This window comes from Parabacteroides goldsteinii (assembly GCF_020091425.1).
In the GTDB taxonomy this organism is placed as follows: Bacteria; Bacteroidota; Bacteroidia; order Bacteroidales; family Tannerellaceae; genus Parabacteroides; species Parabacteroides goldsteinii.
In genome coordinates this window covers 6,012,390-6,026,059 of sequence record NZ_CP081906.1, presented here as the reverse complement: position 1 = coordinate 6,026,059, position 13,670 = coordinate 6,012,390, and the positions used below count along the sequence as shown (strand labels likewise).

The following is a 13,670-nucleotide window of genomic DNA, read 5'->3' as shown; positions in this document are numbered from 1 at the left end:
GGCAGGCCATGTATCGCAAGTGTATCGGATCAGACCCCACGGCGGCGCGTTTGGACTTCGCGCTGTACGAGGTGGCGGGCGAGTGGGAAAGCCGCTCGGGTTCTCCCCGGGTTCGCATCTACCGCAACCCGGGACGCCGGGGCGGCGGTTTTTACGTGGAGGTGTCCTACAAGGACGGGACACGCTTCTCCCGTCCCGTGAGGAAGTATTGGGGAGGTATCCGTTACTTCGACCTCTACGGGTATGTCGCCCTGGCCTACGATGCGGGGCGCGAGGTGCTCCAGCTCTCCGCCTACGGGGATTATTACCGGGCGTCGGAATGACCGCCCAAGTATTCACGAATTAAATAATGAAAAGGATGAAACGATTGATTTTAACGCTGTTCGTGGGGCTTCTTTGCTTCACGTACCAGGCAAAAGCGCAGTGGACGGTCATCGACCCGTCGAACCTCGTTCAGAACATCAAGAGCGCGGTTCAAAGCTCGACCACGGCGACCAACATGGTCAAGTCGCTGCAAGAGAGTATCAAGATTTATAACCAGAGCAAGGCTTACTACGACGCCCTCAAATCGGTGCATAACATCATCAAGGATGCCCGGAAGGTGAAGCTGACACTCGAAATGGTCAGCGAGATCACGGAAATCTACACCTCGGGATTCAACCGTATGGTTTCAGACCCGAACTTCACGGTGGACGAGCTGGCGGCGATCTCGGCGGGTTACGCCCGGCTGCTGGAGGAGGGCGGCGCGCTGGTGACGGAACTCAAGACGGTCATAACCGGCGGCAACGGCCTCTCGCTCTCGGACAAGGAGCGGATGGACGTGGTGGATCAGGTTTACACGAAGATGCTGGAGTACCGCAACCTCACGCGCTATTACACGCGCAAGACCATCTCCGTGTCCTTCATCCGCAGCCGCGAAAAGGGCGACGCGCACCGGGTGCTGGCACTTTACGGGAACCCGAACGACAGATATTGGTAACCTGAAAACGGAGGCAGTCATGGATTTCGACAATTTACACCAGGTTCTCCGGAACCTGTATCAGGAGATGATGCCGCTATGCGGCGACATGATCGGGGTGGCGAAAGGTATCGCCGGCCTGGGTGCGCTCTTTTACGTGGCTTACCGGGTATGGAAGGCACTGGCCAATGCGGAGCCTATCGACGTGTTCCCGCTCCTGCGGCCTTTCGCCATCGGCTTGTGCGTGATGTTCTTTCCCACCGTGGTTCTGGGGACGATCAACGCCGTGATGTCGCCCGTGGTGCAGGGCACGCACGCCATACTGGAGGGGCAGACATTGGATTTGCAGGCATACCAGCAACAGAAGGACGATTTGGAAGCCGAGGCCCGCAGGCGCGAGGGCAAGGCTTGGTTAGTGGACGACGAGGTGTATGAACAACGGCTTGCGGATATGGGTATCACGGATTTGGGCGAGATTATCAGCATGTGGGCCGAACGCACGTGGTACGACATCAAGGCCGGTTTCCGGCAGCTTGTCCGGGACTTCTTCGAGTTGTTGTTCAACGCCGCGGGGCTTACTATCGACACGCTGCGGACATTCTTTTTAGTCGTGCTGTCGATTCTGGGGCCCTTGTCGTTCGCCCTCTCCATTTACGACGGCTTTCACTCGACGCTCGCGAGCTGGATTTCCCGCTATATCAGCGTGTACCTTTGGCTTCCCATCGCCGACCTGTTCTCCGCGGTGCTGGCCAAGATCCAGACGTTGATGCTCCAGGCGGACGTCCTGGCCCTGCAAGACCCCAACTACATTCCCGACAGCGGCAGCGGTGTCTATATTATCTTTTTGATTATAGGTATCATAGGCTATTTCACGATCCCCACCGTTGCCGAGTGGGTGATCCAGTCGGGCGGAGCCGGCGGGGCTATGGGCGGTATCAACAAGGCCGGGGCATTCGCCACGGGTGTCGCTGGCGGTATCGCCGGCAACATGATCGGCCGCACGTTCGGGCGTCGCGGCGGTGGCGGTTCCTCCTCCGGTAACGGCGGCGTTGGCGGCCCGGCTTCGGGCAGTGCCCCCAACGGGCGCAACCTGGCAACACAAGGTAACAATAATCATTCATAACAATTTGGACAATGGAATTCAAGTCATTAAAAAACATCGAAACAAGTTTCAGGCAGATTCGGCTTTTCGGTATCGTGTTCCTCTGCCTGTGCGCGCTGGTATCCGTGTTCAGCGTGGTCGCGAGCTTCCGTTTCGCCGAAAAGCAGCGCGAGAAGATCTACGTCCTGGACGGGGGCAAGTCGCTGATGCTGGCGCTCTCGCAGGATTTGAGCCAGAACCGCCCCGTGGAGGCGCGCGAACATATCCGGCGTTTTCACGAGTTGTTCTTCACCCTCTCGCCCGACCGTGCGGCCATCGAGAGCAACATCAACCGCGCGCTGTTCCTGGTCGATAAGAGCGCCTTCGCCTATTACCAGGACATGCAGGAGAAAGGTTACTACAACCGTGTGGTGTCGGGGAACATCAGCCAGCGTATCGAGGTGGACTCCGTGGTGTGCGACTTCAACGCCTATCCCTACCGGGCCATGACCTATGCCCGGCAAATGATTGTCCGCGAGAGCAACATCACCGAGCGTTCGCTGGTCACGCGCTGCGAGCTGATCAACTCGGGGCGTTCGGACAATAACCCGCAGGGTTTCATCATGGAGAAATTCGAGATTCTGGAGAACCGCGATTTACGTACATTAAAAAGATAAGGTTATGGCAAAGAAGAGAATAAAGGCTTTCGGGGAGTGGGTCGAAGACCACCTGCGCCGCGCTTGCGGGGCGCTCTCGCCCGATAAGCGGATTATCGTGATCCTCACGCTGCTCTTGTTCTTTTCCGTCTTGTCGCTCTACTTTACCGTGTCTTCCATCTACCGCTTCGGCAAGGGAGCCGGGGAACGGATGCAGATACGGCATATCGAGCGGCTGGAGCTGGAATTAAGACAACGGCAGGAGGCCGACAGTGTAAAACATCTAAAAGATTTCAATTATGACGACGAACGAAAAACAGAATAAACAGCCGGAGGCGGGGAAAAAGGAACTCACGCCCCGGCAGATACAGATGCGGAAGAAGATGGTGGTCTTCCCGCTCTTTTTCCTGGCCTTTGCCGGGTGCATGTGGCTGATCTTCTCCCCCGGCGAAAAAGAACGGGAGGAGCCTTCGGCGGGTTTCAACACGGAGCTGCCGACCCCGGAATCGGAGGGTATCCTCTCGGACAAGCGTGATGCCTACGTGCAGGAGGAGATGCGGCGCAGGGAGCGGGAAAAGATGCGCTCCTTGCAGGATTTCGCGTTCGGGATGGAGGACGAGGAGGAAGAGCCCGTCATGCCCGCTGCCGTGCCGGATAAGTCTTCCGGCCCTGCCGGCGGTTCGTCGGGAGCTTTCCGGACTTCCCGTGCCGCCTATGCCGACATCAACCGCCAGTTAGGCAGTTTCTACGAGGACACCGCCGGTGAAACGGGGGAAGAGCGCGAGATGCAGGCCCGCATCGAGGAACTGGAACGCCGCCTGGAAGAACAGCAGGCGCAGAAAACGGCCCAGGAGGAGCAGGTGGCGCTGCTGGAGAAGTCCTACGAGATCGCCGCCCGCTACATGAATGGCGGTCAAGCCCCTGAAGCCCCGCGTCAGAAAGCCTCCGTTTCCGGCAAGGCTTCCGTGCAGCCCGTGCGCCAGGTGCGCCGTAACATCGTGTCGCTGCTCGCCGCCCCGCTGCCCGATTCGGTCTTCGCCCGTGAGTTCGTCAAGCCCCGGAACTGGGGTTTCAACACGGTGGGGAGCGACCTTCGCGAGCCCGAGCGCAACAGTATCCGTGCCGCCGTGCAGCAAACCGTGACGCTCACCGATGGCGGGGAGGTTACTTTCCGGCTGCTGGAACCGATGATGGCGGGAGAGCTGCTCATCCCCTCGGGTACGCCCGTAACGGGGGCGGCGAGGATCAACGGCGAACGGCTGACGGTCAAGGTCAGCGCTGTCCAGCACGGCGGGGCGGTCGTTCCGGTCGATCTGTCGGTCTATGACACGAACGGCAACGAGGGTATTCCCGTGCCGGGGTCGGAAGAACTCAATGCCGTGAAGGAGATCGCCGCCAATATGGGTGCGGGCATGGGCAGCAGTATCACGATCACGGACGATGCCGGTTCGCAACTGCTCTCCGACCTGGGGCGCAGCGCCATCCAGGGCGTGTCGCAATACGTGAGCAAGAAGATGCGCTCGGTCAAGGTCACGCTCAAGGCCGGTTACAGCGTCCTGCTGCTCCCGCCCCTTCAATAAGGGTACAAACGACGTACTTCCGTACACCACTGAAAAAATCCATTTTTATCAACAATCAAAAAATTATCGAGTATGAAAAAGATTCTTCTGGCACTCGCTTTTATCGGGTGCATGTTCGCTGCCCACGCGCAGGAAAAGCCCTCCACGGGCGATTTGTACGACGGTCTTACCCGTCCGCTGACCTTCAACCGGGTTATCCCGCCCTACGCGCTGGAGGTGACGTTCAGCAAGACCGTTCATGTGATTTTCCCCTCGGCCATCCGTTACGTCGATCTGGGGTCTTCGGATCTTCTGGCGGCGAAAGCCGACGGCACGGAAAACGTGCTGCGTGTAAAGGCGGCCCTGCGTGATTTCTCGCGCGAGAGCAACCTTTCGGTCATTACCGAGGACGGGGCCTATTACAGCTTCAATGTCAAGTATGCCGACGAGCCGGTGAAACTGTCGGTCGAGATGGCGGACTTCCTGCATGGCGGGGAGGCGGTAAACCGCCCCAATAATGCGCTGGACATCTATTTGCAGGAGTTGGGATGCGAATCTCCGCTGCTGGTCAAACTGATCATGCAGTCCATTTACAAGAATGACCGCCGCGAGATCAAGCATATCGGTTGCAAGCGTTTCGGGGTACAATACCTCCTCAAAGGTATCTACGTGCATAACGACCTGCTTTATTTCCACCTCCAACTGAAAAACTCCTCCAACGTGCCTTTCAACGTGGACTACCTGACGTTCAAGATTACGGACAAGAAGGTGGCCAAACGCACGGCCATCCAGGAGCAGGTCGTATGGCCCGTGCGGGCGTACAACAACGTGCAGGTCATCGGCGGCAAGCGTACCGAGCGCATGGTCTTCACGCTCCCGAAGTTCACGCTGGCCGACGACAAGCAGCTGGTCGTGGAACTGCACGAGCAGCAGGGCGGGCGACACCAGACTTTCACGGTGGAGAATGCCGACCTGGTGCGCGCACGTGTTATCAACGAGTTAAAGGTAAAGTGATATGAAACGGGCGATATTCATTCTCACGCTGGGGTTATGCCTCCTCCTTTCGGACGGGGCGCACGCCCAGCGTGCCCTGCCCGCCATGCGCGGGCTGGAAATACGGGGAGGCATGACCGACGGCTTCTATACCCGGGACAGCCGCAGCGAAACGGGCTACTGGTTCGGGCTGGCCATGAGCCGCTACGCGAAGAATGCCGACAAGTGGGTGTTCGGCGCGGAGTTCCTGAACCGTTATTACCCCTACAAGTCGGAACGTATCCCTGTGGCGCAGTTCACTGCCGAGGGCGGTTACTATTACAAGTTCCTCGCCGACCCGTCCAGGACTTTTTTCTTCTACCTCGGCGGCTCGGCGCTGGCCGGTTACGAGAGTGTGAACCGGGGCGAAAGGCGGCTCTATGACGGCTCTACGCTCCGCCACCGCGACCGTTTCCTCTATGGCGGGGCCGTCACGCTGGAGGTCGATGCGTACCTGACCGACAGGATTATCCTCTCGCTGACGGGGCGTGAGCGTATCCTATGGGGCACTACAACGGGACATTTCCACGCGCAGTTCGGCCTGGGCGTGAAATTCATAATCCATTAAACTTGCAAGCGACATGAAAAAGATGAAAAAGATATTGGCCCTGGCGGTCTGGATCGCCGCCCTGGGTCTTTTATGCGCATCCTGCGACAACGGGCTGGATATACAGCAGGCGTACACGTTCTCTCTGGAAACGATGCCCGTTCAGAAGCGAATCTCCGTTGGTGAAACCGCTGAAATCCGCTGCACGCTCGTGCGGGAGGGGAGATATGACGGCGCGCGTTACACGATCCGCTATTTCCAGCCCGACGGGCGCGGTGAGTTGAGGATGGACGACGGTACGGTGTTCCTGCCCAACGACCGCTATCCGCTCGACCGTGAGGTGTTCCGCCTCTATTACACATCGCGCAGCGATGACCAGCAGACCATCGACGTCTATGTCGAGGACAACACGGGTCAGGTCGTGAAGACCTCCTTCACGTTCCAGAGCGAGAACGGGACGGAGGAAACGGAACGATAACGGAATATGTCTAACCAAGAGAAGCGCCCGTCACCCGGGCGCTTTCCATAAATACTGAAAACCATGACAGAGCAAGAGAGAATAGATATAGCCTATCTCGATACGGGGGTGTACGAGAACCCGTGGCGCGAGAACCTTTTCGAGACGCTGCCCGAGGATCGGAAAACGGCGGAAGTCTGCCGTTTCGCCATCAAGAAATCGGCTTTCAACATCGAGTTCGTTCCCGAAGCGATGAAAACGCCGGAACTTTGTCTTGCCGCGGCCGGCCACCGGGGCGAAACACTGAAATTCGTCCCTGACCGTCTGAAGACACCGAAAATGTGCCGTGCCGCCGTCGATAGCAACAGCTACGCGCTGTATTACGTTCCGGAGGGGTTGAAGCCCCCCGAACTGTGCATGACGGCCGTGAAGCGCAACGGTCTGGTGCTGGAGGCCGTCCCCGGGGAATTGAGGACGCCGCAAATATGCCGTGCGGCGTTGAAAGCGGTGGACAGTGCCGATTACAAGATACTCCCTTACATTCCGTATCCCGATATATGCCTGGAAGGGCTGAAAAAATTCGGGATGTCGTTCGTGGACAAGTTCGAGATTTTCGCCTCCATTGCCCCGGAGGTCATGACCGGGGAACTGGCCCTTCACGGCGTGGGGATGGACGCGTCCTGCCTTTCGCTCGTGCCGGTGGAACTGCGCACGGAGGCAGTCTGCCTGCGTGCCGTCAGCGGGGACGGCATCCTGCTCCATGAAGTGCCGGAGGAATTACGCACGGAACGGGTCTGCGAGGCCGCCGTGTCCTCGAACTACCTGGCACTGGAGTACGTTCCGAAACATCTGAAAACCGACCGTCTGTGCGGGATGGCGCTGGAGCGCGATCCCCTGGCCATCCGCTTTTTCAACCCCGAACAGCTCACGCCGGAGGTCTGCAACCGGGCGTTGGCCCGTACCGACGACCTGCGTGTCCTCCGCTATATCCCCTTCGAGGAGATACACCTGAAAGTGTTGGGGTTCTATTGCACGAATTACGATAAGACCTTCGATTTTTTGGAGAACATGAACCCCTGGTTCCTCACGCCGAGGGTGGCCCGGGAAATTTTCGCCCTGGAGCCGGAGCTGTTCTACAACCTTCCCGACCACGCCAAGAACGAGGAGATGTGCCGCCGGGCCGTCTGGCACGACGGGAGCTACCTGCAATATGTCCCCGAGAAGTGGAAAACGCCGGAGTTGTGCATGGAGGCCATACGGCGCAGTCCCTATGCCATCGCCCACCTGCCCGAGAGCATGAAAAGCCCGGATCTATACATGAGCCTAGTGCGGGAGAACCCGCAAAACCTGAAAGGCGTCCCCCGCGAAGCCCGGACGCCGGAGATGAGCCGGGAGGCTTTCGAGCGTACCTACGGGAAGGACAAAACCGATTTCTCGGTTATCAGCGCGTTGAGCGACCCCGCCCTGGTCTTGCAGGTGTTCCGCGAGCAGGACGACCCGCAGCAGATACACCGGTTGATGAGTGTCCTGCACCTGAACCGCCGGCTTGTAACGGAGGAGGTGGCGTTGGAGGCCGTTCGCAAGGATGCGGGGGTGCTGTACGACATTCCCCAGAGGGCCATCACGCCGCTCGTGGCCGATACGGCCGTGCGGGGCGACCCGAGGATGATCCAGTGGGTTCCGAGGGAGCTTCGCACGGCGGATCTGTGCCTCTATGCCGAGGCCGCCCATCCCGAGTTGCGGGTTTACGTTCCCGACGAAATAGCAAAGGGACGTAATATCTACTCGTTCCACCGTCAGGTGGACGCGAAATTGCGGCAGCCGCTCGAATACGAACAATACAAGACCCTCTACTCGGGCGGCGCGGTGCGTGTGAACAACGTGTGGACGTCGGTTGCGGGTGAGATTGACTGCTGCGAGGTGCGTTACGACCGTAAGACGGAGAAACTCAAACTGCGGATCGTCGAACCGCCCAGGGAGAAGAAGGCGCAGCCGAAGGTCGCGCCCCGCAAACCCGCCCGGGGGCCGAAATTGTAGGACGGCGGGTAGTTCTTTGGCAGGAAGGTTGTTAAAAATCGCACGTGTTGTCGCCGATACCCGAATGAAATCGTTATATTTGCAATCGAATCCTCCGGCGGCGTGCCGCCGGGCGATTTACATACGGAAGGAACACATTATGGTGGGGCATTGAAAACAGCCAAATTTTAATCCGCTCGCAAAATAATGGGTAGTTCTCTTCTTCATCGTCGTGTCTATATGCGTCAAGCGTATGCGATAGCGGCGTGGGGAGAAATTATCTATCGAGTGGATGGGTGCTTGGCTGTACCTCAATGCCGGTATTTAACGTATTCTCACGCCTTTTTCGTATGGTATTTGTCTGAACCTAAAGAAAAGCGATATGGAAACGAAATCGACAAATGAGGTAAAGGGTGATTACGACCGGGTATCGGCGAGTGAATGCCTGGGGTCGCTAATCGAGTTGCACGGGATTGTCATGGAAGACGATCTGTTCGTCATTCCCGATGCGGATGGCACGGCAGTATTATACAATGACGGGAAGATACGTTTTGACGAGATCGCCGACATCGAGGTCGGCTCGGTGTTTGTGGGCATCCTGCTCCGCAACGGCTATCTGTTCTACCTTTCCCGTACCGAACCGCTCAAGACGTGCATATACACGCATGGCGGGTGGGGTTCAATCTCTGAAATTTCTCCCCGTGGCATTGCCGGACATATCGGGCGTGAACTGCACGGGAAGCTGGGCGACCATACGGCGGTCGATTGACGGGAAACAAAAAAATCGGACGGTTGTGTACTGCACCCCAAAAGTTGGACACTTTTGGGGTGTTTTTTATGAAATATAATTATGAGATTCGTTTAAAGGCCGTAAAACTGGTACTCGAAGGCGGACTTTCGGTTAGGGAAGCCGGATGTCACTTGGGCTGTGGCCGCTCGCAAGTTCACTTGTGGGTAACATTATTCGAGCGCCATGGCCTTGCCGGCCTTAAGCTGCGCCACGGTAGCTACAGTGCAGAATTTAAGTTGTCAGTTTTGAAGCATATGCACCAAAATCATCTATCTTTGCTGGAGACAGCAGTGCATTTCGGCATTCCGGGCCCTTTTGTTATTCGTCAATGGGAGCGGCTCTATCAAAACCAAGGTGCTGAAGGCCTGCGGCGTAAACCGCAAAGAAGGAGGCCGGCCATGAGTAAATCGAAGACTAAAAAAGTCAAACTCAAAACGACTCCGCACGAAGAGTTGCTTAAGGAACTGGAGTATCTTCGTGCCGAGAATGCTTACTTAAAAAAATTGCAGGCCTTAGTCGAGGAGCGCATTGTCCGCGAGAGCGGGAAAGAGCCCAAGCCATCGAAGGACTAAGGCCGCAGTGCCGGCTTTCAGTATTGCTCAAAGCCGCAGGGATGGCGCGAAGCACATTTTATTATCACTTCAGAAAATCAAAACAACCCGATAAATATGCTCGCGAAAAAGAGAGTATTATAAGGTTATATCACGAACATAAGGGGCGTTATGGTTATCGGCGCATTACCGTTGAAATGAATAAGATCGGATATGCGATAAATCACAAAACCGTACTTAAGCTGATGAATATTTGCGGGATAAAAAGTCAGGTCAGGCTCCGTAAATACTGTTCATACAAAGGACAGATCGGACGGATAGCGCCCAATCTTCTGCAACGCGACTTTGCAGCCGAAAAACCGAATCAGAAGTGGGTTACTGACCTTACGGAATTTTCGGTTTGCGGCGTAAAGTTATATCTATCGCCGATTATGGACTTATATAACCGGGAGATTATTAGCTATAAAATAGCTGAACGCCCTAACTTTATGCAGATCATGAAGATGCTGGACGATGCGTTTGCCAGAATACCGGATTCTCCGGGTATTGTCTTGCATTCCGACCAGGGCTGGCAGTATCAGATGAAGCAGTATCAGCTCCGTTTAAGACAGAAAGGTATTACACAGAGCATGTCGCGCAAGGGTAACTGTCTGGATAACGCTGCTATGGAAAGTTTCTTTGGATTATTGAAGTCCGAATTATTATATTTGCAAAAATTCTCATCCATAGACCATTTCCGAAAAGAATTGGAAGAATATATCGACTACTACAATAACAAGCGGATAAAGAAATACTTAAACAACATGAGCCCGGTACAATACCGAACTCATGCCATCTAAACAAATACTAATCCGTCCAATATTTGGGGTGCACTTCATTGTCGTCCGATTTTTTTCGCGTCGTATTTTCACGGCCGTTGCCTGCCGTGTTCCCGTTTCCGCCTTTGCAGGGCGAGCAGTTGCCGCAACATGTAGGCATGGTTTTCCCCCACGGTATGCCCCGAGGGCATCAGGTAGGGACTTGCGAGGCACTCCCGGCATTGGCGTACCGCCTCTTTTAAGTCGGTAACGGTTATTTCCGCTCCCGTGATGTCTTTAATCTTTGTTTCCATTCTTGTCCTGTTTTTTTGGTTCGTACCAACTGTCCCGGTAATTTTCTCCCACGAGCGAGAAAATTCCGCTCATGCCGCTTTCAGCGGCGAAATTTTTGGCTTCCCATATACCGGAAAACTCTCCCAGCAGCCGGTAGCCGATGAATAATTTGTACTTGCGCATGATTTTATCGTTTTTCCAGGTTGATAATCGGTGTGTTCTTTTGCAGCCATTCCTTCACGCTGTCCATGTTGTATTCGGATGTGATAACCGCCGTTCGGTCGTCGATTTCGGTGAAGCGCGTAGTTTCATACCCGTCGATCCACTGCTTCAGCGTGGCAACGCCCCACACCTGCGGGTCGTCGAACATGGTGTTGAGCCGCCCGATACCCTCGCCGAAGGTTACGAGCAGCGTTTCATAGGAGATTTCCTTGTTTACTTCATTCGTTTTCATATTCTCGCTTTTTACGGGCGGCTTTTGCCGCCCCGAAATTTTTTAATCAGACAAGTTCCACTCTAACCCTGCTCATGTTCGCCCAGAACACGCCGTTGCAGTAGTAGGCGTAGCCGTTATGCCAGTTGCTCCTGCGGCGTATCACGTCCTGCTCGGGTGGTCGTATCTCGATACTCGTGGTGTAGATGTTGTGTCCCACGGTAATGACGAGGTTGCACCTTCGCCATATCTCGGAATGGGTTTTGAACCCGTTTTTCCCCTCGACGAGCGCAAGGGCCGTCTTGACTGCTTCCCGAACTTCCCAATCCCACTCCCCGAAGGGTTTGAGCGGGCGTGCCATGTAGCTTTTATAGATGATTTTCATTGTTATATTTTTTTTTGTAGGGCGGCTTTCGCCGCCCCGATTTTATAATTCGACAATCCTTTCCACTCTGCCGTACAACATGGAGCGTATGCTCGTCTTGTCCACGCCCTTGTATTCCGTGTAATGCCCGTACTGCTTTACCACGAATGTTTTCAGTACATCGACAAAGTTGAAACGATACCCTAAAAGCGGAATGGAGTCCTTGAAATAGGTGTTATGGTTTACCTCACGGGTAATCCAGTCTTTCTCCTCACGGGTGAGCGTTCCCCCGTCATTGAGCCGTTTGCGTAATATGTACGCTTTTGAGCCTGCAAGGCTTTCGAGTGCGGGAACGTCCCACGACACGAATTTATATGCTATTTGGTTCATTCTATTTTGTTTTTGCGGGCGGCTTTCGCCGCCCCGATTTTTATGCTGTCATTCGTTTCCGTATAAGGGACATGTTCCCCTTCATCAGTTTCAGTATTTGCCCGTGGTATGGGGTATTCTTGTTACACACGCCACGGCTCTGCACGACCTCCATGCGTTTTAGGGACACCTCTATCGTTTCGATACGTTTGCCGTCGATTGTGGCCGAGAGTATGAGCGAGTCGGCTTTCAGATAGTATTCGTTGGTAAACACGCAATGGTGCATGGCCTCGCCCTCCTGCCGTATGGCTTCAACGCTGTCCAATACCTTGATGCAGATTTCCCCGTCGGAAAACTCCACTCCGAAAAACCGCCCTTTGGCTTCGACAAACGAGGCTTCCTGTTCCAACGCCTTGCGCCGTTCCTCCTGCCGCCGTTCCATTTGCATGTGCCGCCGTTTTTTTGCCATGTAGAGGTCATGCGCTGCGGGCAGGTCTGCGGGACACACGAAATGGGCGTTATGCAGGTCTTTCCCGAAAAATCGCAGCAGGTCGATGTAGTCGCACCATTCCGTCGGTTTCCCGATAGCGTACCCGTTACGGATGGCGATACGGATGGCCGGCCAATAGTCTGCGATATTGCGGGAGGAACGGGCGAAAAATCGCACGAGTGCCGTTTGTCCCGCTTTAAGCAGCGTTTCGGCCTTGTTCTCCGAGAGCAGCAGGTGGATAAGGTCGAAAGGGGTTACATCGGGGAGTTGTTTACCGTAGCCGCTTCGGCGCAGTTCGGGGATAAGCCGTTGTCGGGGATAGATGCGTGTGGGCGTGATGTTGTATTTCCCGTCGTTCTCCGCCCGCAGTTCCAATGCGCTCGACCAACTCCACCCGTGAACGAAGAAGCCCATCGGGCGCAGCCGTGCGAAGGTTGCGGAGCGTCCGTCGGGGGCAATCCACCGCTGTACGGCTTCGATATGGGTGTAAACGGGCGTCTGTCCCACTTTCGCCCAACACTCGATATAGACGAAGCGCAGGACTTGAAAACCCTTGCAGCGGGTTACGATGCACAAATACTCGTAATCGTTGAACTTGCGGCGCAGGGTGGTTTCCACTTTCAGCGGGGTGTGGCAGTGCGGACACTCGCACCCTAACAGATTGTCCGTGAGTTCTCCGTTTTCGCTCTGCCACGTGTGGCCGCACTCGGTGCAGGTGATAAGTCCTTTCGGCGTGCGGCGTCCGATATGCTCGATGCAGTTCTTGTACCCCCATTCGATTTGTGCGGGGGTAAGCGGCGGCAGGTGTTTACTTGCCGCCACAACGCTCTGTTGGAATTTTGTTCTCGGTTTCATAACTAAAATAGACTGGGCATTAGTTTGTTATCTTCGATTTTCTTGGGTTTGGACTTGGCTTTCGCCAACTTGGCGTAGGCTTCGCTCTCGGCCTTCCGTATGGCGTTCCGCCGTGCCTCGGCTTTTTCCTCCTCGGTCAGTTCAACGGTGTGATTGACCACTACCTTGCAACTGACGGGTTTGCCGATGTCGATGTCCTCCTCGTCGTAATAGTGGAGTGCCATAGAGTATATTTCCTCGTCGGCAAACCCGTTGCAACCGCTCTGCCGTACTTGGTTGATGATGAAAGTGCAGCAATCGTCAATGTTCTTTTTCGGGTTGGCGTATCGGGGTGCGAAAAGTTCGTCCTCCCGTGCCCGTGCGTCGAGATAGTTCTGTATCGTCAGTTTGAAATAATCTGTTCCTTGTGCCATGATTTTTT

Annotated in this window: 20 protein-coding genes; 13 read left to right on the top strand and 7 right to left on the bottom strand. The window is 55.4% G+C overall.

Annotated features, from left to right (window positions below):
• The first annotated feature begins 8 nt into the window (after positions 1–8).
• From K6V26_RS24720 to K6V26_RS24660, 13 genes are all read left to right on the top strand, one after another.
• Positions 9–323 (top strand): DUF3876 domain-containing protein, encoded by a 315-nt coding sequence (locus K6V26_RS24720; protein WP_004303798.1) that lies wholly within the window; start codon positions 9–11, stop codon positions 321–323.
• A 35-nt stretch (positions 324–358) separates the two neighbouring features.
• Entirely contained in the window at positions 359–979 is a 621-nt protein-coding gene (locus K6V26_RS24715) for a DUF4141 domain-containing protein (protein ID WP_007851777.1), read from the top strand.
• 19 nt (positions 980–998) lie between these two features.
• A complete protein-coding gene (gene traJ, locus K6V26_RS24710; protein WP_029429443.1) occupies positions 999–2,081 on the top strand; it encodes a conjugative transposon protein TraJ in 1,083 nt (360 codons plus the stop codon).
• An 11-nt stretch (positions 2,082–2,092) separates the two neighbouring features.
• Positions 2,093–2,716: a conjugative transposon protein TraK gene (traK, locus tag K6V26_RS24705; protein WP_004295450.1), complete on the top strand. Its 624-nt coding sequence runs from the start codon at positions 2,093–2,095 to the stop codon at positions 2,714–2,716.
• Positions 2,717–2,720: 4 nt separating this feature from the next.
• The gene (locus K6V26_RS24700; protein WP_004295449.1) at positions 2,721–3,020 is read left to right on the top strand and encodes a TraL conjugative transposon family protein; all 300 of its coding nucleotides are present in this window, start codon (positions 2,721–2,723) and stop codon (positions 3,018–3,020) included.
• Entirely contained in the window at positions 2,995–4,275 is a 1,281-nt protein-coding gene (traM, locus tag K6V26_RS24695) for a conjugative transposon protein TraM (protein ID WP_017141464.1), read from the top strand. Before K6V26_RS24700 ends, traM begins: the two co-directional genes overlap by 26 nt.
• Positions 4,276–4,347: 72 nt before the next feature.
• Positions 4,348–5,268, top strand: a complete 921-nt coding sequence (gene traN / locus K6V26_RS24690) for a conjugative transposon protein TraN (protein WP_004295447.1) — start codon at positions 4,348–4,350, stop codon at positions 5,266–5,268.
• Position 5,269: 1 nt separating this feature from the next.
• Positions 5,270–5,854, top strand: a complete 585-nt coding sequence (locus K6V26_RS24685; protein WP_004295446.1) for a conjugal transfer protein TraO — start codon at positions 5,270–5,272, stop codon at positions 5,852–5,854.
• Positions 5,855–5,867: 13 nt separating this feature from the next.
• Positions 5,868–6,311 carry a DUF3872 domain-containing protein gene (locus K6V26_RS24680; RefSeq protein ID WP_004295445.1) on the top strand — a complete coding sequence of 148 codons (444 nt, stop codon included), beginning with the start codon at positions 5,868–5,870 and terminating at the stop codon, positions 6,309–6,311.
• A 63-nt stretch (positions 6,312–6,374) separates the two neighbouring features.
• Positions 6,375–8,327, top strand: coding sequence for a DUF4116 domain-containing protein (locus tag K6V26_RS24675; protein ID WP_017141466.1), 1,953 nt, complete (start codon positions 6,375–6,377; stop codon positions 8,325–8,327).
• Between the two features lie 361 nt (positions 8,328–8,688).
• On the top strand, positions 8,689–9,075 hold the full coding sequence (locus K6V26_RS24670; RefSeq protein ID WP_004295441.1) for a hypothetical protein: 387 nt from the start codon (positions 8,689–8,691) through the stop codon (positions 9,073–9,075).
• Between the two features lie 68 nt (positions 9,076–9,143).
• Positions 9,144–9,668, top strand: coding sequence for a helix-turn-helix domain-containing protein (locus K6V26_RS24665; RefSeq protein ID WP_032558195.1), 525 nt, complete (start codon positions 9,144–9,146; stop codon positions 9,666–9,668).
• Positions 9,599–10,486, top strand: coding sequence for an IS3 family transposase (locus K6V26_RS24660; protein ID WP_117615371.1), 888 nt, complete (start codon positions 9,599–9,601; stop codon positions 10,484–10,486). The genes K6V26_RS24665 and K6V26_RS24660 overlap by 70 nt, the downstream gene beginning before the upstream one ends.
• Before the next feature lie 68 nt (positions 10,487–10,554).
• Here the strand turns inward: K6V26_RS24660 and K6V26_RS24655 are convergent, their stop codons facing one another.
• The 7 genes from K6V26_RS24655 to K6V26_RS24625 are packed head-to-tail and all read right to left on the bottom strand — an operon-like array spanning position 10,555 to position 13,662.
• The gene (locus K6V26_RS24655; RefSeq protein ID WP_004295440.1) at positions 10,555–10,758 is read right to left on the bottom strand and encodes a hypothetical protein; all 204 of its coding nucleotides are present in this window, start codon (positions 10,756–10,758) and stop codon (positions 10,555–10,557) included.
• Complete coding sequence (locus tag K6V26_RS24650) at positions 10,742–10,921, bottom strand: hypothetical protein (protein ID WP_004295439.1); 180 nt, start codon at positions 10,919–10,921, stop codon at positions 10,742–10,744. Before K6V26_RS24650 ends, K6V26_RS24655 begins: the two co-directional genes overlap by 17 nt.
• Before the next feature lie 4 nt (positions 10,922–10,925).
• Entirely contained in the window at positions 10,926–11,192 is a 267-nt protein-coding gene (locus K6V26_RS24645) for a DUF6956 domain-containing protein (protein WP_004295438.1), read from the bottom strand.
• Positions 11,193–11,238: 46 nt separating this feature from the next.
• On the bottom strand, positions 11,239–11,556 hold the full coding sequence (locus tag K6V26_RS24640; RefSeq protein WP_004295436.1) for a hypothetical protein: 318 nt from the start codon (positions 11,554–11,556) through the stop codon (positions 11,239–11,241).
• Between the two features lie 42 nt (positions 11,557–11,598).
• Positions 11,599–11,925 (bottom strand): hypothetical protein, encoded by a 327-nt coding sequence (locus K6V26_RS24635; protein WP_004295437.1) that lies wholly within the window; start codon positions 11,923–11,925, stop codon positions 11,599–11,601.
• A 40-nt stretch (positions 11,926–11,965) separates the two neighbouring features.
• Positions 11,966–13,249 (bottom strand): PcfJ domain-containing protein, encoded by a 1,284-nt coding sequence (locus K6V26_RS24630; RefSeq protein ID WP_017141505.1) that lies wholly within the window; start codon positions 13,247–13,249, stop codon positions 11,966–11,968.
• Positions 13,250–13,251: 2 nt separating this feature from the next.
• The gene (locus tag K6V26_RS24625; protein ID WP_009132163.1) at positions 13,252–13,662 is read right to left on the bottom strand and encodes a PcfK-like family protein; all 411 of its coding nucleotides are present in this window, start codon (positions 13,660–13,662) and stop codon (positions 13,252–13,254) included.
• Between the last annotated feature and the right edge of the window lie 8 nt (positions 13,663–13,670).

Coding starts and splice junctions, on each gene's coding strand:
- K6V26_RS24720 (WP_004303798.1), top strand. CDS start 9: ATGTATCGCAAGTGTATCGGATCAGACCCCACGGCGGCGCGTTTGGAC.
- K6V26_RS24715 (WP_007851777.1), top strand. CDS start 359: ATGAAACGATTGATTTTAACGCTGTTCGTGGGGCTTCTTTGCTTCACG.
- traJ (WP_029429443.1), top strand. CDS start 999: ATGGATTTCGACAATTTACACCAGGTTCTCCGGAACCTGTATCAGGAG.
- traK (WP_004295450.1), top strand. CDS start 2,093: ATGGAATTCAAGTCATTAAAAAACATCGAAACAAGTTTCAGGCAGATT.
- K6V26_RS24700 (WP_004295449.1), top strand. CDS start 2,721: ATGGCAAAGAAGAGAATAAAGGCTTTCGGGGAGTGGGTCGAAGACCAC.
- traM (WP_017141464.1), top strand. CDS start 2,995: ATGACGACGAACGAAAAACAGAATAAACAGCCGGAGGCGGGGAAAAAG.
- traN (WP_004295447.1), top strand. CDS start 4,348: ATGAAAAAGATTCTTCTGGCACTCGCTTTTATCGGGTGCATGTTCGCT.
- K6V26_RS24685 (WP_004295446.1), top strand. CDS start 5,270: ATGAAACGGGCGATATTCATTCTCACGCTGGGGTTATGCCTCCTCCTT.
- K6V26_RS24680 (WP_004295445.1), top strand. CDS start 5,868: ATGAAAAAGATGAAAAAGATATTGGCCCTGGCGGTCTGGATCGCCGCC.
- K6V26_RS24675 (WP_017141466.1), top strand. CDS start 6,375: ATGACAGAGCAAGAGAGAATAGATATAGCCTATCTCGATACGGGGGTG.
- K6V26_RS24670 (WP_004295441.1), top strand. CDS start 8,689: ATGGAAACGAAATCGACAAATGAGGTAAAGGGTGATTACGACCGGGTA.
- K6V26_RS24665 (WP_032558195.1), top strand. CDS start 9,144: ATGAAATATAATTATGAGATTCGTTTAAAGGCCGTAAAACTGGTACTC.
- K6V26_RS24655 (WP_004295440.1), bottom strand. CDS start 10,758: ATGGAAACAAAGATTAAAGACATCACGGGAGCGGAAATAACCGTTACC.
- K6V26_RS24650 (WP_004295439.1), bottom strand. CDS start 10,921: ATGCGCAAGTACAAATTATTCATCGGCTACCGGCTGCTGGGAGAGTTT.
- K6V26_RS24645 (WP_004295438.1), bottom strand. CDS start 11,192: ATGAAAACGAATGAAGTAAACAAGGAAATCTCCTATGAAACGCTGCTC.
- K6V26_RS24640 (WP_004295436.1), bottom strand. CDS start 11,556: ATGAAAATCATCTATAAAAGCTACATGGCACGCCCGCTCAAACCCTTC.
- K6V26_RS24635 (WP_004295437.1), bottom strand. CDS start 11,925: ATGAACCAAATAGCATATAAATTCGTGTCGTGGGACGTTCCCGCACTC.
- K6V26_RS24630 (WP_017141505.1), bottom strand. CDS start 13,249: ATGAAACCGAGAACAAAATTCCAACAGAGCGTTGTGGCGGCAAGTAAA.
- K6V26_RS24625 (WP_009132163.1), bottom strand. CDS start 13,662: ATGGCACAAGGAACAGATTATTTCAAACTGACGATACAGAACTATCTC.